We start from the raw sequence: 17,976 nt of genomic DNA, 5'->3' as shown, positions 1-17,976 counted from the left end.
GCTGCACAGCAGCCCCGGCGCACGTTCAAGCCTGCTTGAGCAACAACGCCACGCCCGGGTGGTATTGCCCTGACTCGTTATGCAGCTTGCGGTACGCATACGGGAAGTACCAGGCAATCGCGCAGGCCGTGTGCTTGTTCAAGTCATCGACCATATCCTGTAGTTCCTCGGGGCTTGCATGCTGCCCCGCCTTCCACGGGCTGACAAACAGCGCCCCGGCCTTGAGCTGGCTGGGATAGGCTGCCAGCCGCGCCAACGTCGCCGCCTCCTGCAGGGCGCCCGCCAGGTCCAGGCGGGCGATCTTCGGCCAGCGCTGCTCAGTGTGCAGATGAATGGATTGTTCGGCGCCGGCAATCGACAGGTCGCAGCGCCCTTCGCGCTCGCCTTCGTCACGCTGCTTCTTGCTCTGATAGTGCTGCAACGCCACCAGCTCGGCCTGCCAGGCAGCGGCGGCGAGGATACCGGCATTGGCCTGGGCGCCGTGCCAATAGGGCGCATCGCCGTCGCCATGGATCTGGTTGAAGCGGTCGATGCAGTCGATCCAGCGCTCCAGGGCCGGGCGCAGGAATTCCAGGTGCGGGTTGTTGATGATCAAGCCTTGCATGCCGCGCTCTCCTTTTATTATGGTCGCGTACAGCCGGTGATGGCTATGTGATATCACTGCTTCAATAGTGAGACAAGCATCCAGATCAACCGTTCATCGTCCGCGTTTAATTGACGCTCCCTGTGCAACCCTCTAACCTTCGCGGCGTGTTTCAGGTGCTCTGCGGATCAGCTCCGGCAGGGTGAAACTGGGAAGCCGGTGGGCGCCAGCAGGGCGCGAATCCGGCGCTGCCCCCGCAACGGTAGGTGAGTCAAGGCCGCGCAAGGCCACTGGGTGTCCGCACCCGGGAAGGCGCGCGGTTTCGGGCCAAGGCCCGGCTCACGAGCCCGGAGACCGGCCTGTCACTGTCAACGGCATCACGGAGGGTGATGCGCGCTGCCCCGTGGTATCGCCACGGCTTTTGCGCGCTCCCTTCGCCTGCCTGCCTTGTTTATCTGTCGTTGCCTGGTGCCCGCCCGCGAGTGCCCGACCGGCGCGTCGACAGCCTGCGGAGAACCCCTGATGAGCGAATCCATCGAGCGCGACGAACGCCACCTGGCACGCATGCAGCGCAAAAAAGCGATCATCGACGAACGTATCGCCAATTCCCCGAATGAGTGCGGCCTGCTGCTGGTGCTCACTGGCAATGGCAAGGGCAAGAGCAGCTCGGCCTTCGGCATGCTTGCCCGTGCGCTGGGGCATGGCATGCAGTGCGGGGTGGTGCAGTTCATCAAGGGTCGTAACAGCACCGGCGAGGAGCTGTTCTTCCGCCGCTTTCCCAACGAAGTGCGCTACCACGTGATGGGCGAGGGCTTCACTTGGGAAACCCAGGACCGCCAGCGCGACATCGCCGCAGCAGAGGCGGCCTGGGCCGTCTCCCGCCAGTTGCTGCAGGACCCGTCGGTGCAGTTTGTAGTGCTCGATGAGCTGAATATCGCCCTCAAGCACGGCTACCTCGACCTGGACCAGGTGCTCTCGGACATCCAGGCCCGTCCTCCGATGCAACACGTGATCGTCACTGGCCGCGGGGCCAAGCCGGAAATGATCGAGCTGGCCGACACCGTGACCGAGATGGGCATGCTCAAGCACGCCTTCCAGGCCGGTATCCGCGCACAGAAGGGCGTTGAACTGTGAGTCGAGCCACCCGTCATTGCCCGGCGGTGCTGATTGCCGCACCAGCCTCCGGCCAGGGCAAGACCACCGTCACCGCCGCCTTGGCGCGCCTGCACCGCAACCTCGGGCGCAAGGTGCGGGTGTTCAAGTGCGGGCCGGATTTTCTCGACCCGATGATCCTGGAGCGCGCCAGCGGCGCGCCGGTGTACCAGTTGGACATGTGGATGATTGGCGAACAGGAGAGCCGCCGTCTGTTGTGGGACGCTGCCGCCGACGCCGACCTGATCCTCATCGAAGGTGTCATGGGGCTGTTCGACGGTACGCCGTCGAGCGCTGACCTGGCGCGGCATTTCGGCGTGCCGGTGCTGGCGGTGATCGATGGTACGGCCATGGCCCAGACCTTCGGGGCCCTGGCCCTGGGCCTGGCGCGCTACCAGCCTGACCTGCCATTCGCTGGCGTGCTGGCCAACCGGGTCGGCAGCCTGCGCCATGCGCAACTGCTCGAAGGTAGCCTGACCGAAGGTTTGCGCTGGTATGGCGGGTTGTCTCGCGAGCGCGGCATCGAGTTGCCCAGCCGTCACCTCGGCCTGGTCCAGGCCAGTGAGCTGAACGATCTGGATGCACGTCTGGACGCTGCCGCCGAGGCCTTGGGCGCCAGCTGCGATGCTGCCTTGCCGCCGCCGGTGGCCTTTGTCGAACCACACGCCGACCCCTCGACCGCAAGCCTTGCCGGTGTGCGCATCGGTGTGGCCCGCGACGAGGCGTTCGCCTTCCTCTATGGCGCCAACCTCGACCTGCTGCGCGATCAGGGCGCGGAGCTCGTGTTCTTCTCGCCCTTGCACGACCGGCACCTGCCTACGGTCGACAGCCTGTATTTGCCCGGCGGCTACCCCGAACTGCATCACCACGCCCTGGCGGCCAACGCGCCGATGCGCGAGGCGATCCGCGGCCACCATGACGAAGGCAAACCCTTGTTGGCCGAATGCGGCGGCATGCTCTACCTGCTTGAGGCCTTGACCGACGTTGCGGGCGAACGTGCCGAGCTGCTGGGCCTGTTGCCCGGCGAGGCCGTGATGCAGAAGCGCCTCGCCGCGTTGGCGCTGCAGGCCGTCGAATTGCCTGAAGGCACCCTGCGTGGCCATACCTACCACCACTCGCTGACCACCACCGAGCTTGCGCCCATCGCCCGTGGCCTGAGCCCCAATGGCGGACGTGGCAACGAGGCGGTCTATCGTCTGGGGCGCTTGACGGCGTCCTACGTGCACTTCTATTTCCCTTCCAATCCCGATGCGGCGGCGGCGCTGTTGCGACCATGAACGAACACGCTTTCAGTGAGGCCGAGCGCGCTGCGGTCTACCGAGCGATCGGTGAGCGTCGCGACATGCGCCACTTCATCGGCGGCGATGTGGCGCCTGAGCTGCTCGCCAGGCTGCTGGCCGCCGCGCACCAGGCGCCCAGCGTCGGACTGATGCAGCCCTGGCGCTTCATTCGTATCAGCCAGCGCGATCTGCGCCTGCGCATCCAGGCGCTAGTGGAGGAGGAGCGGATTCGCACCGCCGAGGCCCTCGGCGAGCGCTCCGACGCCTTCATGCAGCTCAAGGTCGAAGGCATCGGCGAGTGCGCCGAGGTGCTGGTTGCCGCCTTGATGGACAAGCGCGAGCCGCACATCTTTGGCCGCCGGACCCTGCCGGAAATGGATTTGGCGTCGATGGCCTGCGCGATCCAGAACCTCTGGCTGGCCGCACGCGCCGAAGGCCTGGGGATGGGCTGGGTGTCGCTGTTCGACCCGCAGGCGCTGGGCGAGCTGCTGGGCATGCCGGCCGGGGCCAAGCCTGTGGCGGTGTTGTGCCTGGGGCCGGTGGCGAAATTCTACGAGGCGCCCATGCTGGTGCTGGAAGACTGGGCGCGTGAACGGCCGCTGAGCGAGATGCTCTACGAGAACCAATGGGGAGAGCAGGCATGAGCATCGCCTTGCTGACTGTCGCCGGCGTGGCGCTGGATGCGCTGCTGGGCGAGCCGCAGCGGCGTCATCCGCTGGTGGCCTTCGGCAATTTCGCCGGGCGTCTGGAGCAACGCTTGAATGCCGGTGGCCGCGGCTGGCGCAGCCATGGGGTCAGCGCCTGGTTCCTGGCCGTGGTGCCCCTGACCCTGGTGGCGCTGATCCTGTCGTGGCTGCCCTACATCGGTTGGCTGGTGGACGCCCTGGCGCTGTATTGCGCGCTGGGGATGCGCAGCCTGGGCGAGCATGTATTGCCCGTGGCCCAGGCCCTGCGCCAAGGGGATCTGGATGAAGCACGGCGGCGGGTGGGCTATCTGGTCAGCCGCGAGACCCGCGAGCTCGACGAGTCTGCCGTGGCCCGCGCCGCGACCGAGTCGGTGCTGGAGAATGGCAGCGATGCGGTATTCGCCGCGCTGTTCTGGTTCGTCGTGGCCGGTGCGCCGGGCGTGGTGCTGTACCGCCTGAGCAATACCCTGGATGCCATGTGGGGTTATCGCAACGAACGTTTCGAGCGCTTCGGCTGGGCCGCAGCGCGTATCGACGATGTACTCAACTACCTGCCGGCCAGGCTGGTGGCCTTGACCTACGCATTGCTGGGCAAGACTCGCCTGGCGCTCAGTTGCTGGCGCAACCAGGCGCCGCTGTGGGACAGCCCCAACGCAGGCCCGGTGATGGCCGCAGGGGCCGGTGCCCTCGGCGTGGAGCTGGGAGGCCCGGCGGTGTACCACGGTGAGCTGCACGAACGGGCGCGCCTGGGCGAGGGGCCGGTGGCCGACGCTGATGCCATCGAGCGCGGCTGGAGCCTGGTGCAGCGCGGCGTATGGCTGTGGCTGCTGGTGATCTGCACGGGGGCCTGGCTCTATGCTTGAACATGGTGGCCGCCTGCTGCGCGCTGTGCACCAGTACGGTATCGCACGCGAAGACTGGCTCGACCTGTCCAGCGGTATCGCCCCCTGGTCCTTCTCCATTCCATCGATTCCGCTGGATGCCTGGGCGCGCCTGCCTGAGGTCGAGGACGGCCTGGAGCAGGCCGCGCGCGCCTACTACGGTGTCGATGAACTGCTCGCGGTGGCGGGCTCTCAGGCAGCGATCCAGGCCTTGCCGCACTTGCGCACGCGCGGGCGGGTCGGCGTGTTGTCGCCGTGCTATGCCGAGCATCCGCATGCCTGGCAGCGCGCCGGGCATGAGCTTGTCGAGCTCGATGACGACCAGGTTGAAGCGGCCCTGGACCGCCTCGATGTGCTGCTGCTGGTCAACCCGAACAACCCCACGGGGCGCTGCGTGCCGCGCGAGCGCCTGCTCGACTGGCACGCACGCCTGGCTCGACGCGGCGGCTGGCTGGTGGTGGACGAGGCGTTCATGGACAACACCCCGGCACACAGCATCACCGATCAGAGCGGGCGTGGCGGATTGATCGTGCTGCGTTCGTTCGGCAAGTTCTTTGGTTTGGCCGGTGTGCGCCTGGGCTTCGCCATGGCCGAGGCGCCACTGCTGCAGCGCCTGGCCGAGATGCTGGGGCCGTGGACGGTCAGCGGCCCGACCCGGATCATCGGCCAGTCGTGCCTTGCCGATGGCCAGGCGCAGCGGGCGCAGATCGTGCGCTGCGCCGAAGCCAGCGCACGCCTTGCAGCACTGCTGGCCGAGTCTGGCTTGCCCGCCACTGGCGGCTGCGACCTGTTCCAGTACTTGCGCGATCCGCGCGCCGCCCAGCTTCACGGCTTTCTCGCCCGCCGTGGCATTCTCGTGCGCCTGTTCGAGGCGCCTGCCGCCGTGCGTCTCGGCTTGCCTGCCAGTGCGGCGGATGAACAGCGCCTGCGCCAGGCGTTGCAGGACTACCAGAAGGAATCGGCATGACCACCCTCATGGTGCAAGGCACCACCTCCGATGCCGGCAAGAGCACGCTGGTCACCGCCCTGTGCCGTTGGCTGTTGCGCCAGGGTGTCGGCGTGGTGCCGTTCAAGCCGCAGAACATGGCGCTCAACAGCGCGGTGACCGCCGACGGTGGCGAGATTGGCCGCGCCCAGGCGGTGCAGGCCCAGGCCTGCCGGCTGGCGCCGCATACCGACATGAACCCGGTACTGCTCAAGCCCAACAGCGACACCGGCGCCCAGGTCATCGTCCATGGCCGCGCGGTGACCAGCATGAACGCCGTCGCCTATCACGACTACAAGGCCATCGCCATGCAGGCGGTCCTGGCCTCGCACCAGCGCCTGAGCGCTGCCTACCCGGTGGTGATGGTCGAAGGCGCAGGCTCGCCTGCCGAGATCAACCTGCGGGCCGGCGATATCGCCAACATGGGCTTTGCCGAGGCGGTGGACTGCCCGGTGATCCTGGTTGCCGACATCAACCGTGGCGGCGTGTTCGCCCACCTGGTCGGCACCCTCGAACTGCTGTCGCCCAGTGAGCAGGCGCGGGTGAAGGGGTTTGTCATCAACCGTTTTCGCGGAGACATCGCCTTGCTGCAACCGGGCCTGGACTGGCTCGAGCAGCGTACCGGCAAACCGGTGCTGGGCGTGTTGCCCTACGTCACCGACCTGCACCTGGAGGCCGAGGACGGCATCGACCGGCGCCAGTCGCTCAAGGGCGATCGTGTGCTCAAGGTGATCGTTCCGGTATTGCCGCGCATCAGCAACCACACCGACTTCGACCCGCTGCGCCTGCACCCGCAGGTGGACTTGCAGTTCATTGGCCCCGGCCAGCCGATTCCGTCTGCCGACCTGATCATCCTGCCCGGCTCCAAGAGCGTGCGCGGTGACCTGGCGCAGTTGCGCGAGCGCGGTTGGGACAGCGCCATTGCCCGTCACCTGCGTTACGGCGGCAAGCTCATCGGCATCTGCGGCGGGCTGCAGATGCTGGGGCGCCAGGTGCACGACCCGCTGGGGCTGGAAGGGCCGGCGGGTTCGAGCGCTGGGCTGGGCCTGTTCGACTACGCCACCGTGCTGGAAGCCGAAAAGCAGCTGCGCAATGTCGAAGGCGTGCTGAGCCTCGAGCAGGCACCGGTGTCGGGCTACGAAATTCATGCAGGCGTCACCCAGGGGCCTGCGCTGGAGCAGCCTGCGGTGATGCTCGCAGATGGACGTGCCGATGGCGCGATCAGCGCTGACGGGCAGATCCTCGCCACCTACCTGCACGGTTTGTTCGAGGGTAGCCAGTCGTGCGCCGCGCTGCTGCGCTGGGCCGGGCTGGATGACGTCGAGGTGGTCGATTACGAGGCGCTGCGCGAACGCGATATCGAACGCCTGGCCGACCTCATCGAGCAGCACCTGGACACCGCGCGGTTGCGCGCCTTGTGTGGAGTGGCCTGAGATGCGCAACCTGATCCTCGGTGGTGCCCGCTCGGGCAAGAGCCGCCTGGCCGAGCAACTGGCCGTGGCCAGTGGTTTGCCGGTCACCTATATCGCCACCAGCGAGCCGCTGGACGGCGAGATGAATGAACGCGTGCGCCTGCACCGCGAGCGCCGGCCTTCTGACTGGGGGCTGATCGAAGAGCCTCTGGCCCTGGCCCGCGTGCTGCGCGCCGAAGCAGACGTAGGGCGTTGCCTGCTGGTGGATTGCCTGACCCTGTGGCTGACCAATCTGCTGATGCTCGATGACCCGCAGCGCCTGGTCGAGGAGCGTGACGCGCTGCTCGACTGCCTGGCCAGCCTGCCCGGCACGCTGATCCTGGTCAGCAACGAAACCGGCCTGGGCGTGGTGCCCATGGGCGAGCTGACCCGCCGTTACGTCGACCTGGCCGGCTGGCTGCACCAGGCCGTGGCCGAACGCTGTGAGCGCGTGGTGCTCACGGTTGCCGGCCTTCCTCTCATGCTCAAAGGACCTGCTCTATGAACACCTCCTGGTGGCTCGATGCCTGCCAACCCCTCGACAACGATGCCATGGAGCAGGCGCGCACCCGTCAGCAGCAACTGACCAAGCCCGCCGGATCGCTGGGCCAACTGGAAGCGCTGGCGATTACCCTGGCCGGCCTGCAAGGCCGCGAGCGTCCGACCGTCGAGCGCGTGGCGATCGGCTTGTTTGCCGGTGACCATGGCGTGGTGGAGGAGGGTATCTCCGCCTATCCCCAGGCTGTGACTGGCCAGATGTTGCGCAATTTCGTCGGCGGTGGGGCGGCGATCAGCGTGTTGGCGCGTCAACTGGAGGCGACGCTGGACGTGGTCGACCTGGGGACCATCGACCCGGAACTGCAACTGCCGGGCGTGCATCACCTGCGCCTTGGCGCCGGCACTGCCAACTTCGCACGCCAGCCAGCGATGACCGACGCGCAACTGCGCGCCGCGCTCGCGGCCGGGCGCGACAGTGCCTTGCGCGCCGCAGGCCAGGGCGCACAGCTGTTCATCGGTGGCGAGATGGGGATTGGCAACACCACGGCAGCGGCAGCCCTGGCCAGCGCATTGCTGGGGTGCCCGGCCGATGCCCTGAGCGGCCCGGGTACTGGGCTCGACAGTGCCGGCGTACGGCACAAGGCCGAGGTGATCGAGCGAGCCCTGGCACTGCATGGCCTGCAGGATGGTGACCCGCTGCGGGCATTGGCCTGCGTCGGTGGTTTCGAGATCGCCGCGCTGGCGGGTGCATACCTGGCCTGCGCGCAGAGTGGGGTCGCGGTGCTGGTCGACGGCTTCATCTGCAGCGTCGCGGCCTTGGTTGCCGTACGCCTCAATCCGCAGTGCCGCCAGTGGCTGCTGTTCGCCCACCAGGGCGCCGAGCCTGGACATCGTGCCTTGCTCGAGGCGCTGCAGGCCGAACCGTTGCTGGCCCTCGGGCTGCGCCTGGGCGAGGGCAGCGGTGCTGCGCTGGCGGTGCCGCTGATGCGCCTGGCCTGCGCCCTGCACGGGCAGATGGCGACCTTCGCCGAAGCGGCGGTGGCGGATCGTCCGGCATGATCCTCGATCTGCTGCGTCATGGTGAGACCGAACTGGGCGGCGGCTTGCGCGGCAGCCTGGACGACGCCCTGACCGCGCAAGGCTGGGCGCAGATGCGCGCGGCTGTCGCGGTGGGTGGGCCTTGGGATGTGCTGGTCAGTTCGCCGTTGCGGCGTTGCGCACGTTTCGCCGACGAACTAGGCGCAAGTCTCCAACTGCCGGTGCAACTTGAAGCGGGTGTGCGCGAGCTGCACTTTGGCGAGTGGGAAGGACGCAGCGCGGCGCAGATCATGCAGACCGAAGCGGACGCGTTGGGGCGTTTCTGGGCCGACCCCTACGCCTTCACACCGCCCGCAGGCGAGCCGGTGGCCGATTTCGCCGAGCGTGTGCTGACAACGGTCGAAACCCTGGCCCGGCAACACTCCGGCAAGCGCGTGCTGCTGGTGACCCACGGCGGTGTCATGCGCCTGTTGCTGGCCCGCGCCCGTGGATTGCCGCGCGAGCAGTTGCTGCAGGTCGAGGTGCGGCACGCTGCGCTGATGCGTCTGGCACTGCACGCCGACGGCCAGTTGCGCGAGGTGGTTTGATGCTGCCGTTCTGGATTGCCCTGCAGTTTCTCAGCAGCCTGCCGGTAAGCCTGCCGGGCATGCCGGAGCCCCGGCAGATGGGCCGTTCGCTGCTGTTCTACCCGGCTGTCGGGTTGCTGTTCGGCCTGCTGTTGTGGGCTGCCAGCGCGCTGCTGCAGGGGGCCGCGGCACCGTTGCAGGCTGCATTGCTGCTGGCCTTGTGGGTGCTGCTCAGCGGCGCCCTGCACCTGGATGGCCTGGCTGATAGCGCGGACGCCTGGTTGGGTGGCTTCGGCGATCGCGAGCGCACCTTGCAGATCATGAAAGACCCGCGCAGTGGCCCGATTGCCGTGGTCACCCTGGTGCTGGTGCTGCTGCTGAAGTTCTGTGCCCTGTGGGTGCTGGTCGAGCGTGGCGCGGGTGCCTGGCTGGTTCTGGCACCAGTGGTCGGGCGGGCTGCGATGCTCGGTTTGTTCCTCTGTACGCCTTATGTGCGTGCCGGGGGGCTGGGCTCGGCGCTGGCCGAACACCTGCCCAGGCGTGCGGCGGGCTGGGTACTGCTGGGCAGTGCGCTGGTCTGTCTGGTGCTGGGTGGCTGGCTGGCGCTGTGGCTACTGCTGGTGGCAGCGCTGGTCTTTGCGTTCTTGCGGCGGCAGATGTGCCGCCGACTGGGCGGGACCACCGGTGACACTGCGGGTGCACTGCTGGAGTTGCTGGAACTGGGCGTGGTGCTGGGGTTGGCGCTGCTGGGTTGATGATCGCGGACGATCGATCCAGAAATATCCTTCACTCATTGGCGAAGCGTCTTGTTGGTGACGGGGATACGCTCGCTATCCCTTCGCCCTGTCAGGAGTCGCCCCGATGCGTCACTGGATATTCGCCGGCCTGCTGGCGCTGGCACCGCTGCTGGCACTGGCAGCCGACCTGATCGACTTCTGGAACACCCCCCGCCATGGCGGTAACAGCTTCAATCGCCTGCCGCCGGATCAGGCCTACTTCGATGCTCTGAAAGCCTACGGTGCCACCTGGGTGCGGCTTTCCTACGACAAGTGGAGGCCTGTCGGCAGGGACTTCCTTCTGGGAGACGCCGACCACTACGGCGGGCTTGTCGCCGCCGACCTCGCTGAGTTGAAACAGGTGCTGGATCGCGCGCAGCAGGCCGGGCTCAAGGTGGTCATTGCACCGCTCTCGCTGCCTGGCATGCGCTGGTCGCAGAACAACCATGGCCAGTTCGACGACCGGCTGTGGCAGGACAAGCGTTACTGGCAGCAATCCGCTACTTTCTGGCGCGATCTGGCAGAGGCGCTGAAGGATCATCCCGCGGTCGCAGCCTATAACCTGGTCAATGAGCCCGCCCCGGAAAAGCAGGGTGGTCTACCGGAGCATGCCTCGCAAGACCAGATGAAGGCCTGGTATGCGCGACAGCAGGACGGGCCGCGTGATCTGCCGGCACTGTCGGCCAGACTGCTGGCAGCGATCCGGGAAGTGGACGACAAGACCCCGGTGATGGTCGATGCCGGCTGGTATGCGGCGGCCGATGCTTTCGGCTATTGGCCAAGGCCGCTGGCAGATGCGCGTGTCCTGTACAGCGTGCATATGTACGAACCCTACGCTGCCACCAGTGCGCCGAACCTGGCGCGCAAGCGGCCGTTCGAATACCCGGGCAGCGTGCCTTTCGCGGGGCTTGACGAGCACTGGGATGCGGCGCGGGTAGCACAGTATCTGCAACTTCCGCTGCAATGGGCTGAAGCCATGCGAGTCCCGCGTTCACGCCTGGTGGTCGGCGAGTTCGGCTGCATGCGCCGCCTGCCGGGTTGTCATCGCTACCTGGAGGACGTTCTGGAAGTGCTCGTGCGTGAGCGCCTGCACTGGGCTTTCTACAGTTTTCGCGAGGACAGCTGGGATGGCATGGACTATGAGCTGGGTACCGATAAGGTGCCATGGCGCTACTGGAAAGCCATCGATGAAGGAGCGCCCGATCCGCTGGTACGTCATGCCAGCGAGGCATTCGAGCCAATCCGTCGTCGCTTGCAGCCCTGAGCAGGCGCAGAAACTTCTTGCAACTTCCAAGGTGCGGGTATATACACGCATTTATGTTGACCAGTGAATGCATCTGCACCCATCTACGTCGTGCCGCCCGTGGGGTGAGCCGACATTACGACGAAGCCTTGGCGGATTTCGGGATCAATGTCGCGCAGTTTTCCTTGTTGCGTCATCTGCAGCGGCTCGACCAGCCGAGCATTACCAGCCTGGCTGAGGCCATGGGTCTGGATCGCAGTACCCTGGGCCGCAACCTGCGTGTGTTGGAAGCTGACGGGCTGGTGACGCTTGGCGAAGGCAGTGACCTGCGCAATCGCCTGGTGTGCCTGACCGAGGCAGGCAAGGCCTGCCTGGCTGCCGCGTATCCTGCCTGGGAGCAGGCTCAGCTACAGTTGGTCGAGCATCTGGGCGAGAGGCAGCGTGATGAACTGGTTCGCTTGTTGGAGCGTTTGGCCTGAGATGTGCCCTATAAAGCGGGTATATACCCGCACAAACCTTGCGATGGCTAGGAGACAACAACAATGACTTCTGTTTGGCGAACCAGTGGCTGGGTGCTGCTCGGGGCGGCGCTGATCCTGGCGCTGTCGCTGGGTGTGCGACACGGCTTTGGCCTGTTCCTGGCCCCCATGAGCGCCGATTTTGGCTGGGGGCGTGAAGTCTTCGCCTTCGCCATTGCCCTGCAGAACCTGATCTGGGGATTGGCCCAGCCGTTCGCCGGCGCGCTGGCCGATCGCCTGGGCGCGGCGCGGGTGGTGATCATTGGCGGCATTCTCTACGCTGCCGGCCTGGTACTGATGGGCATGGCTGATTCGATCTGGTCGTTGTCGCTGAGTGCTGGCTTGCTGATCGGCATCGGGCTGTCCGGTACCTCGTTCTCGGTGATCCTCGGTGTAGTTGGCCGTGCGGTGCCGCCGGAGAAACGCAGCATGGCTATGGGTATCGCCAGCGCGGCGGGGTCGTTCGGCCAGTTCGCCATGCTGCCGGGTACGCTTGGGCTGATCCAGTGGCTGGGCTGGTCGGCAGCGTTGCTGGTGTTGGGTTTGATGGTGGCGCTGATCGTGCCTTTCGTCGGGCTGCTGCGCGATCGGCCGCTACCCAGTCAAGGCGGCGAGCAGACGCTGGGCCAGGCGTTGCGCGAGGCGTGCTCGCACTCCGGTTTCTGGTTGCTGGCCCTGGGCTTTTTCGTCTGTGGCTTCCAGGTGGTGTTCATCGGTGTGCACCTGCCGGCCTATCTGGTCGACCAGCACTTGCCGGCGACCATCGGTACCACGGTGCTGGCACTGGTCGGGTTGTTCAACATTGTCGGCACCTACACCGCCGGCTGGCTGGGCGGGCGCATGTCCAAGCCGCGTCTGCTGACCAGCCTGTACCTGCTGCGGGCGGTGGTGATCGTGCTGTTCCTGTGGGCACCGGTGACCGAATTCAGCGCCTACCTGTTCGGCGTCGCCATGGGCCTGTTGTGGTTGTCGACGGTGCCGCTGACCAACGGCACGGTGGCGACCCTGTTCGGGGTGCGTAACCTGTCGATGCTGGGGGGCATCGTGTTCCTGTTCCACCAGCTTGGCGCCTTCCTCGGTGGCTGGCTGGGCGGGGTGGTCTATGACCGCACGGGCAGCTATGACCTGGTCTGGCAGATCTCCATTCTGCTCAGCCTGCTGGCGGCGGCCCTCAATTGGCCGGTGCGCGAACGCCCGGTTGCGCGCCTGCAGGCCAAGGCGGCATGAACCGCTCCTGGCTGCGCGGGCTGCTGGTGGCGGGTGCGCTGCTGGTGCTGGCGCTCGCCTGGTGGGGCTGGCATCAGGGCGGATTGGCATTGATGCAGCTGGGCATGGGCGTTTGTTAAGCGCTACCCTGCAAGGAATTGTCTTGTAGGAGATTGGGAACATGCTTACGCGTTGGCTCGCAGTACCCTTGCTCGCTTTGGCGGCCACTTCCTCCAGTTGGGCCGCCGGTTGTCCGGCGCTGCTGCAAGGCAGCCTGCCGGAGCTACGCGGCAAGGGCCAGGTCGATCTGTGCCAGCGCTACGCTGGCAAGCCGCTGGTGGTGATCAATACCGCCAGCTACTGCGGCTTCGCGCCGCAGTTCGAGGGGCTGGAGGCTGCCTACAAGGAGTATCACGAGCAGGGGCTGGAAATGCTCGGCGTGCCCTCCAACGACTTCAAGCAGGAAGATGCCGATAGCGAGAAGACCGCCAAGGTCTGCTACGCCAACTACGGTGTCACCTTCACCATGACCAAGACTCAGCCGGTGCGTGGCAAGGATGCGATTCCGCTGTTCGTCGAACTGGCACAGCAGAGCAGCGCACCCAAGTGGAATTTCTACAAGTATGTGGTGAACCGGCGAGGCGAAGTGATCGGCAATTTCTCCAGCCTGACCAAGCCGGATGATCCGGCGTTCCGGGCGGCCATCGAGAAGGCCATTGCTTCGCAGCCCTGATGCCGTGCTGTCTCATGCGGGCGATCAGTGCGGGTGCACGGTGATGGCCACCAGGCGCATCACCACGGGCCGTACCATCAGCACGCAGACGAACGCCACCGGCATCGCCAGTTGGTAGGCCTGGAGCACTTTGCGCAAGTAGTCCTGGTCGATGCCGGTCGTGGCAGCGGTGATCACGAAGCACATCAGCATCGCCATGATCGCCGACATGTAGAACGCGAAGACATAGGGTGTGGCACTGGCGCGGAGCTTGCGACGGCGTGGCTGGGGCAAAGGGGTCATGAGGGCGCCTCTCGGTTGGACATGAGAAGCCCAGGTTAACAATGGTCAGTTGTGCGCTGTAGACCAGCCGGGTTGAGTTCTTTATAAAGAGATTCTTACGAATCCCAAGAGCCCAGCCATGGATCTGCTCAATGCCATCCGCAGTTTCATCAAGGTCGTCGAGGCCGGCAGCATTGCCGGTGCGGCGCGCACACTGGGCCTGAGTGCGGCAGCGGTCAGCCAGAACCTGGCGCGCCTGGAGGCGCACCTGCAGGTCCGCCTGCTGTCGCGCAGCACGCGCAGCATGGCGCTCACGCCTGCTGGCAGCCAGTATTACAGCCGGGTCAAGCACGTAGAACGTGACCTGATCCTGGCCGAACAGGAGGTCACCACTCCCGATACCGAGCCGCAGGGGCGCTTGTGCATTGCCGCCTCATCGGCATTCGGGCGCCGCATCCTGGCGCCCCTGATTCCTGCCTTCAGTGCACGCTATCCGCTGCTTTCGATAGAAATGGTTGCGAGTGATCGCCGGGTCAGTCATGCCCGCGAAGATGTCGATGTCAGTCTGCGTATCACGCCGCAGCTGGAAGATCATCTGCTGGCGCGACATATCGCCCGGATTCCGTTCATCTGTTGCGCCTCGCCGGGATATCTGGCCAGGGCTGGCCGACCGACCACGCCCGAGGCGCTGCGTGATCATCGCTGCCTGGTGTTGCGTTATCCGGTCGATGGTCGCCTGCTGCGCTGGGGCTTCGTGCGAGATGGCATGCGCTTCGAGGCGGAGTTCGACAATGTGTTGATCAGCGACGACATCGAGGCCCTGGCGGAAATGGCGCTCAACGATGGTGGGGTGACGCGCCTGGCCGAGTTCCTTGTGCGTCCGCACCTGGACAGCGGTCAGTTGGTGCCGTTGTTCGACTCTGCCCAACCTGGCGAGGCCTATGCGCAGACCGAACCGATGGATGTGTTCCTGTGCGTGGCCGATCGCTTTGCCATGACCACCAAAGTGCGGGTATTCATGGAGTACCTGCAGGCGAGCCTTGGCGAGCATTGGCGCGTGCAGGCATGAAAAAACCGCCACGAAGGCGGTTTTTCATGCAGCCTGAACCCACTCAGAAGCGGTAGGTGAGCGACGCTCCGATGCCGTGAGCGCTGTTCTCGTACTTGGCCTGGTAGGTGCCTTTGGTGGCGCTGGCCAGGTTCACCTTGGTGTCCTCTTCCCACAGGTAGGAGTAGGCCACGTCGATGGTCACGTCGTCGGTCGGGCTATAGCCGGCACCCAGGCTGAAGATCTTGCGATCGCCAGTAGGGATGCGCGGAGAGCGGTCGTGGTTGTTGGTTGGCGACTGGTCGACGGTGAAGCCGGTGCGCAGGGTCCACTCCTTGTTCACCTTGTACGAGGCACCGATGGCGTGAGCCCAGGTGTCGTGCCAGTTCTGCTCTTCGCTGATGGTGCCGAACTGGCCGGCCAGCGGTGCAGGGACGTCGTTGGTGACGGTGATGTCCTTCAAACGGCTCCAACGGGTCCAGGTGCTGCCTGCGTACAGGGTCCACTGGTCGTCGAGTTCGTGGGTGACCGAGAAGTCCACCGACTCGGGCGTCTTGATCTTCAGGTCGGCGTCGAATTTGCTGCCGCTGAACGGGCCGATCAACGCGTTGTTGATCTTGGTCTTGCCTTCGAGCTTGTAGTCGACCATCGAGTGGTAGGTCAGGCCGAGGCGGGTGCGGTCGGTGGCCTGGACCAGGATACCGATGTTGTAGCCAACGGCGGTGTCATCACCCTTGATCTTCACTTCGCCATCGTTGCGGCCAGGGGAGCGCGGGTTGATGGTGCTCGAACCCAGCTCGCCCTTGATGCGGTTGATGGTCGGGCCGAAACCGATCGACACCTTGTCGTTGAAGGCGTAGCTGACGGTCGGCTGGAAGGTGACCACTTCGACGTGGCTCTTCTTGCCCCAGTAGCGTGCCGCGTGGTTGCTGCCGTAGTCGGTGACCAGGCCGAAGGGCACGTAGACGCCGAAGCCCAGGCTCCAGTGATCGTCGATTGGCTTGACATAGTAGCCCATGGGCACGCCTACGAACGGCACCATGTCACCGTCCATTTTCCCGCCCAGGTTGCTGCCGCGGCCGGAAATGTCGGTCTTGGCGATGACGGCTGCGCCGCCTACGGTGATCTGTTCGCGCTTGAGGCGCGACATGCCGGCAGGGTTTCCGTAAATGGTGCTGGCATCGTCGGCAGAGGAAGAACGACCCGCAAAACCTGTCCCCATGCCACTGACGCTCTGTTCGTTGAGGGCGAAGCCGCTGGCGAACAGTTGGCTGGAAGCGAGCGCGATAGCGACGCCGAGAGAGGTTTTGAGCATGACTGTTTTCATTATTAGAACTCCTTGGGATCTCCGGGGCGAAAAGCTACCAACAAATCACGCACTACGCCATAGCCTGTATCGGCGGAGATAGAGCGGTTTTGTAGGACAATCCGACCAAAATTCCCTTTTTTCCGGTTTGCTTGTAGGACGGTTCTTAAGATGCCTGGGACATTATCGGATTTACCCAGCAATGCCAGGCCTGTGTGAAGTCGCGCAGGCGTCCCTGCGGGTGGAATGTCTGTCGCCAGATTCGTGCGAGCCCTAGAAGATCGTCGGGGGCGGGTAGGGGAGTGGCTTGCTCTTCGATGAGCATCCATGCGATGGCAGTGGCATAGCGCAGGTTGACGGTCAGTTCCAAGTGCGGGCCGCCAAGGAAGGCATGCTGACTGGCAAGCCCGCGTATCAGGCTCGCCAGCTCGGGATCGCGGGCCAGGTAATCGTCCCAGAGCGTTTGATGGCGCGTCTCGCCGATCCTGTACAAGCCGTGACCGCGACGGTCATGCAGGGCTGCTCCAAGGCTGGACTGGCTAGCTGCGACGCCCAGCAGCAAGGCTTCGGCGCTCGCGCTATGGCGATCCAGGTAGATCAGCGTGGGGCGGATCACATATTGATTCAACTCGTTCGCAGCGATACCCATGATGCCCTCGAACTGTCAGGGGCCGACGGGCGCTGGAGCTTGGCAGCTAATGGATGATCAGGCCCGCCGGAAGCGGCTCACACCGCTCGAGTTGAAGTGTAGTGTGATAATCATGGTGTAAAGGGCTGTTTTTAAATCGATTGCTGCCGCAGCGTCTCTGCCATATGCCTTGTGGCAATTAAGCAAAGAGCGTTTCGGGCAGCAATCAAGAGCGGTCATTCATGGGGTGAATCCTCACCCATTCATTCATGCGACCAACGACTGGCGGGTGCGATCGATCACCGCCTGCAGCGGCTCTGCGTGGGTGTATTGCTCTGGATACAGGCGCTCGGTGTGGCAGGCCACGCCGTGTTCGTCGACCAGGGTGAAGCTGAAGCTGCCCTTGCGAGGGGCAACGATGAGGCACTTCAGTGGGGCGAAGGCCTGAGAAAGCGTGCCGAAGGCGCGCTGGATCTGATGGTGATTAGTCATTTTTTTAGATTTCCTGCTCAAGACACGGGATTCGATCCGTGCACAATAGAAACGTTCCGGTGACGCCTTTATTAAGGGAGGCGAAAAACCTGACCGGAACAGAGCAGCCAGAGGTAGCGCAAGCACAAGTAAGGCGCCGGGCTGACTGGTAGGTACTTCGGAAGGCGGGCAGCATCCCACGGACCAGGTTCGAGGCCACTGGGTGAAGATCCCGATCAATCTGTCATTAGGTGATTCGTGCTGGAGCGGCTGTTGCCGTCGAGGGAATCATCGAGTGGGCCGGTCCTGGTTTCAGCGGTGCTACCCGGGGAGGGTGGCCATTCGCAAGGACGTTGCGGCCAGAATTGACGTTCAGCTTGGTACTAACGGCGGCCACACTACTGGAAGGTTTGCGGCATGGCAAGCGTTTTTTGATTTTTCTTCAGCGAAGCCGATCATTATCTCTGTTTGCAGGTCATCTGTGAAGAAGTGAATTGCGGCGAAACGGCGCTGTTTTCCCGCCGTGGTGCAAGCCCGCGCACTTTGTTGGCGCACTTGTGCACCCTTGGAGCATGACTTGTAACTGTTCTGCAACGTCTTCGCCGGGCGCCGCCAATGACTTGACTGAGCCCTTAAGTCAATGAAAAAAAACACTTATTTAGGCTG

21 protein-coding genes and 1 riboswitch are annotated in these 17,976 nt (G+C 64.8%); of the genes, 16 read left to right on the top strand and 5 right to left on the bottom strand.

The features are described from left to right. Positions 1 to 25: 25 nt before the first annotated feature. On the bottom strand, positions 26 to 604 hold the full coding sequence (locus AB688_RS21615; protein WP_063545852.1) for a hypothetical protein: 579 nt from the start codon (positions 602 to 604) through the stop codon (positions 26 to 28). Between the two features lie 136 nt (positions 605 to 740). Continuing rightward, positions 741 to 961, top strand: a riboswitch (cobalamin riboswitch). A 144-nt stretch (positions 962 to 1,105) separates the two neighbouring features. Here AB688_RS21615 and cobO point away from each other — a divergent pair. The 15 genes from cobO to AB688_RS21545 all read left to right on the top strand — a co-directional run bounded on the left by cobO (position 1,106) and on the right by AB688_RS21545 (position 13,596). Further along, the gene (cobO, locus tag AB688_RS21610; protein WP_054890949.1) at positions 1,106 to 1,717 is read left to right on the top strand and encodes a cob(I)yrinic acid a,c-diamide adenosyltransferase; all 612 of its coding nucleotides are present in this window, start codon (positions 1,106 to 1,108) and stop codon (positions 1,715 to 1,717) included. Continuing rightward, positions 1,714 to 3,012, top strand: a complete 1,299-nt coding sequence (locus AB688_RS21605; RefSeq protein ID WP_063545851.1) for a cobyrinate a,c-diamide synthase — start codon at positions 1,714 to 1,716, stop codon at positions 3,010 to 3,012. The genes cobO and AB688_RS21605 overlap by 4 nt, the downstream gene beginning before the upstream one ends. Next, on the top strand, positions 3,009 to 3,659 hold the full coding sequence (bluB, locus tag AB688_RS21600) for a 5,6-dimethylbenzimidazole synthase (protein WP_054890947.1): 651 nt from the start codon (positions 3,009 to 3,011) through the stop codon (positions 3,657 to 3,659). Before AB688_RS21605 ends, bluB begins: the two co-directional genes overlap by 4 nt. Beyond that, on the top strand, positions 3,656 to 4,564 hold the full coding sequence (cbiB, locus tag AB688_RS21595; protein WP_063545850.1) for an adenosylcobinamide-phosphate synthase CbiB: 909 nt from the start codon (positions 3,656 to 3,658) through the stop codon (positions 4,562 to 4,564). Before bluB ends, cbiB begins: the two co-directional genes overlap by 4 nt. Then, complete coding sequence (gene cobD / locus AB688_RS21590) at positions 4,557 to 5,549, top strand: threonine-phosphate decarboxylase CobD (protein WP_063545849.1); 993 nt, start codon at positions 4,557 to 4,559, stop codon at positions 5,547 to 5,549. Before cbiB ends, cobD begins: the two co-directional genes overlap by 8 nt. Next, complete coding sequence (locus AB688_RS21585) at positions 5,546 to 7,000, top strand: cobyric acid synthase (RefSeq protein WP_063545848.1); 1,455 nt, start codon at positions 5,546 to 5,548, stop codon at positions 6,998 to 7,000. The genes cobD and AB688_RS21585 overlap by 4 nt, the downstream gene beginning before the upstream one ends. 1 nt (position 7,001) lies before the next feature. Continuing rightward, entirely contained in the window at positions 7,002 to 7,523 is a 522-nt protein-coding gene (cobU, locus tag AB688_RS21580) for a bifunctional adenosylcobinamide kinase/adenosylcobinamide-phosphate guanylyltransferase (protein ID WP_054890943.1), read from the top strand. Continuing rightward, positions 7,520 to 8,575: a nicotinate-nucleotide--dimethylbenzimidazole phosphoribosyltransferase gene (gene cobT / locus AB688_RS21575; protein WP_063545847.1), complete on the top strand. Its 1,056-nt coding sequence runs from the start codon at positions 7,520 to 7,522 to the stop codon at positions 8,573 to 8,575. The genes cobU and cobT overlap by 4 nt, the downstream gene beginning before the upstream one ends. Next, positions 8,572 to 9,141, top strand: a complete 570-nt coding sequence (gene cobC, locus AB688_RS21570) for an alpha-ribazole phosphatase family protein (RefSeq protein ID WP_063545846.1) — start codon at positions 8,572 to 8,574, stop codon at positions 9,139 to 9,141. Before cobT ends, cobC begins: the two co-directional genes overlap by 4 nt. Further along, complete coding sequence (locus AB688_RS21565; RefSeq protein ID WP_063545845.1) at positions 9,141 to 9,875, top strand: adenosylcobinamide-GDP ribazoletransferase; 735 nt, start codon at positions 9,141 to 9,143, stop codon at positions 9,873 to 9,875. The genes cobC and AB688_RS21565 overlap by 1 nt, the downstream gene beginning before the upstream one ends. Positions 9,876 to 9,981: 106 nt before the next feature. Continuing rightward, the gene (locus AB688_RS21560; RefSeq protein ID WP_063545844.1) at positions 9,982 to 11,160 is read left to right on the top strand and encodes a glycoside hydrolase family 5 protein; all 1,179 of its coding nucleotides are present in this window, start codon (positions 9,982 to 9,984) and stop codon (positions 11,158 to 11,160) included. Positions 11,161 to 11,213: 53 nt separating this feature from the next. Further along, positions 11,214 to 11,618, top strand: a complete 405-nt coding sequence (locus tag AB688_RS21555; protein ID WP_063545843.1) for a MarR family winged helix-turn-helix transcriptional regulator — start codon at positions 11,214 to 11,216, stop codon at positions 11,616 to 11,618. A gap of 63 nt (positions 11,619 to 11,681) precedes the next feature. Beyond that, positions 11,682 to 12,884: an MFS transporter gene (locus AB688_RS21550; RefSeq protein WP_063545842.1), complete on the top strand. Its 1,203-nt coding sequence runs from the start codon at positions 11,682 to 11,684 to the stop codon at positions 12,882 to 12,884. Further along, complete coding sequence (locus tag AB688_RS27365; protein WP_256673900.1) at positions 12,881 to 13,003, top strand: hypothetical protein; 123 nt, start codon at positions 12,881 to 12,883, stop codon at positions 13,001 to 13,003. Before AB688_RS21550 ends, AB688_RS27365 begins: the two co-directional genes overlap by 4 nt. A gap of 41 nt (positions 13,004 to 13,044) precedes the next feature. Continuing rightward, positions 13,045 to 13,596: a glutathione peroxidase gene (locus tag AB688_RS21545; protein WP_063545841.1), complete on the top strand. Its 552-nt coding sequence runs from the start codon at positions 13,045 to 13,047 to the stop codon at positions 13,594 to 13,596. A gap of 24 nt (positions 13,597 to 13,620) precedes the next feature. On the opposite strand, the gene AB688_RS21540 is transcribed toward AB688_RS21545, so the two are convergent. Beyond that, the gene (locus AB688_RS21540; protein ID WP_063545840.1) at positions 13,621 to 13,878 is read right to left on the bottom strand and encodes a DUF2798 domain-containing protein; all 258 of its coding nucleotides are present in this window, start codon (positions 13,876 to 13,878) and stop codon (positions 13,621 to 13,623) included. A gap of 118 nt (positions 13,879 to 13,996) precedes the next feature. On the opposite strand from AB688_RS21540, the gene AB688_RS21535 reads away from it, so the two are divergent. Then, the gene (locus tag AB688_RS21535; protein ID WP_054890936.1) at positions 13,997 to 14,926 is read left to right on the top strand and encodes a LysR family transcriptional regulator; all 930 of its coding nucleotides are present in this window, start codon (positions 13,997 to 13,999) and stop codon (positions 14,924 to 14,926) included. Positions 14,927 to 14,969: 43 nt separating this feature from the next. Here AB688_RS21535 and AB688_RS21530 read toward each other — a convergent pair whose 3' ends face one another. From AB688_RS21530 to AB688_RS21520, 3 genes are all read right to left on the bottom strand, one after another. Then, entirely contained in the window at positions 14,970 to 16,232 is a 1,263-nt protein-coding gene (locus AB688_RS21530; protein WP_063545839.1) for an OmpP1/FadL family transporter, read from the bottom strand. Between the two features lie 145 nt (positions 16,233 to 16,377). Then, positions 16,378 to 16,860, bottom strand: coding sequence for a hypothetical protein (locus AB688_RS21525; protein WP_063545838.1), 483 nt, complete (start codon positions 16,858 to 16,860; stop codon positions 16,378 to 16,380). Positions 16,861 to 17,106: 246 nt separating this feature from the next. Continuing rightward, positions 17,107 to 17,331 (bottom strand): hypothetical protein, encoded by a 225-nt coding sequence (locus AB688_RS21520; RefSeq protein ID WP_054890933.1) that lies wholly within the window; start codon positions 17,329 to 17,331, stop codon positions 17,107 to 17,109. Between the last annotated feature and the right edge of the window lie 645 nt (positions 17,332 to 17,976).

Origin of the sequence: Pseudomonas putida (genome assembly GCF_001636055.1) — a bacterium.
GTDB lineage: Bacteria > Pseudomonadota > Gammaproteobacteria > Pseudomonadales > Pseudomonadaceae > Aquipseudomonas > Aquipseudomonas machongensis.
This window is presented reverse-complemented; position numbering and strand designations above follow the sequence as displayed.

Coding starts and splice junctions, on each gene's coding strand:
- AB688_RS27365 (WP_256673900.1), top strand. CDS start 12,881: ATGAACCGCTCCTGGCTGCGCGGGCTGCTGGTGGCGGGTGCGCTGCTG.
- AB688_RS21545 (WP_063545841.1), top strand. CDS start 13,045: ATGCTTACGCGTTGGCTCGCAGTACCCTTGCTCGCTTTGGCGGCCACT.
- bluB (WP_054890947.1), top strand. CDS start 3,009: ATGAACGAACACGCTTTCAGTGAGGCCGAGCGCGCTGCGGTCTACCGA.
- AB688_RS21555 (WP_063545843.1), top strand. CDS start 11,214: ATGTTGACCAGTGAATGCATCTGCACCCATCTACGTCGTGCCGCCCGT.
- AB688_RS21520 (WP_054890933.1), bottom strand. CDS start 17,331: ATGACTAATCACCATCAGATCCAGCGCGCCTTCGGCACGCTTTCTCAG.
- cobD (WP_063545849.1), top strand. CDS start 4,557: ATGCTTGAACATGGTGGCCGCCTGCTGCGCGCTGTGCACCAGTACGGT.
- cobO (WP_054890949.1), top strand. CDS start 1,106: ATGAGCGAATCCATCGAGCGCGACGAACGCCACCTGGCACGCATGCAG.
- AB688_RS21550 (WP_063545842.1), top strand. CDS start 11,682: ATGACTTCTGTTTGGCGAACCAGTGGCTGGGTGCTGCTCGGGGCGGCG.
- AB688_RS21530 (WP_063545839.1), bottom strand. CDS start 16,232: ATGAAAACAGTCATGCTCAAAACCTCTCTCGGCGTCGCTATCGCGCTC.
- AB688_RS21565 (WP_063545845.1), top strand. CDS start 9,141: ATGCTGCCGTTCTGGATTGCCCTGCAGTTTCTCAGCAGCCTGCCGGTA.
- AB688_RS21535 (WP_054890936.1), top strand. CDS start 13,997: ATGGATCTGCTCAATGCCATCCGCAGTTTCATCAAGGTCGTCGAGGCC.
- AB688_RS21560 (WP_063545844.1), top strand. CDS start 9,982: ATGCGTCACTGGATATTCGCCGGCCTGCTGGCGCTGGCACCGCTGCTG.
- AB688_RS21540 (WP_063545840.1), bottom strand. CDS start 13,878: ATGACCCCTTTGCCCCAGCCACGCCGTCGCAAGCTCCGCGCCAGTGCC.
- AB688_RS21525 (WP_063545838.1), bottom strand. CDS start 16,860: ATGGGTATCGCTGCGAACGAGTTGAATCAATATGTGATCCGCCCCACG.
- AB688_RS21585 (WP_063545848.1), top strand. CDS start 5,546: ATGACCACCCTCATGGTGCAAGGCACCACCTCCGATGCCGGCAAGAGC.
- cobT (WP_063545847.1), top strand. CDS start 7,520: ATGAACACCTCCTGGTGGCTCGATGCCTGCCAACCCCTCGACAACGAT.
- cbiB (WP_063545850.1), top strand. CDS start 3,656: ATGAGCATCGCCTTGCTGACTGTCGCCGGCGTGGCGCTGGATGCGCTG.
- cobU (WP_054890943.1), top strand. CDS start 7,002: ATGCGCAACCTGATCCTCGGTGGTGCCCGCTCGGGCAAGAGCCGCCTG.
- AB688_RS21615 (WP_063545852.1), bottom strand. CDS start 604: ATGCAAGGCTTGATCATCAACAACCCGCACCTGGAATTCCTGCGCCCG.
- cobC (WP_063545846.1), top strand. CDS start 8,572: ATGATCCTCGATCTGCTGCGTCATGGTGAGACCGAACTGGGCGGCGGC.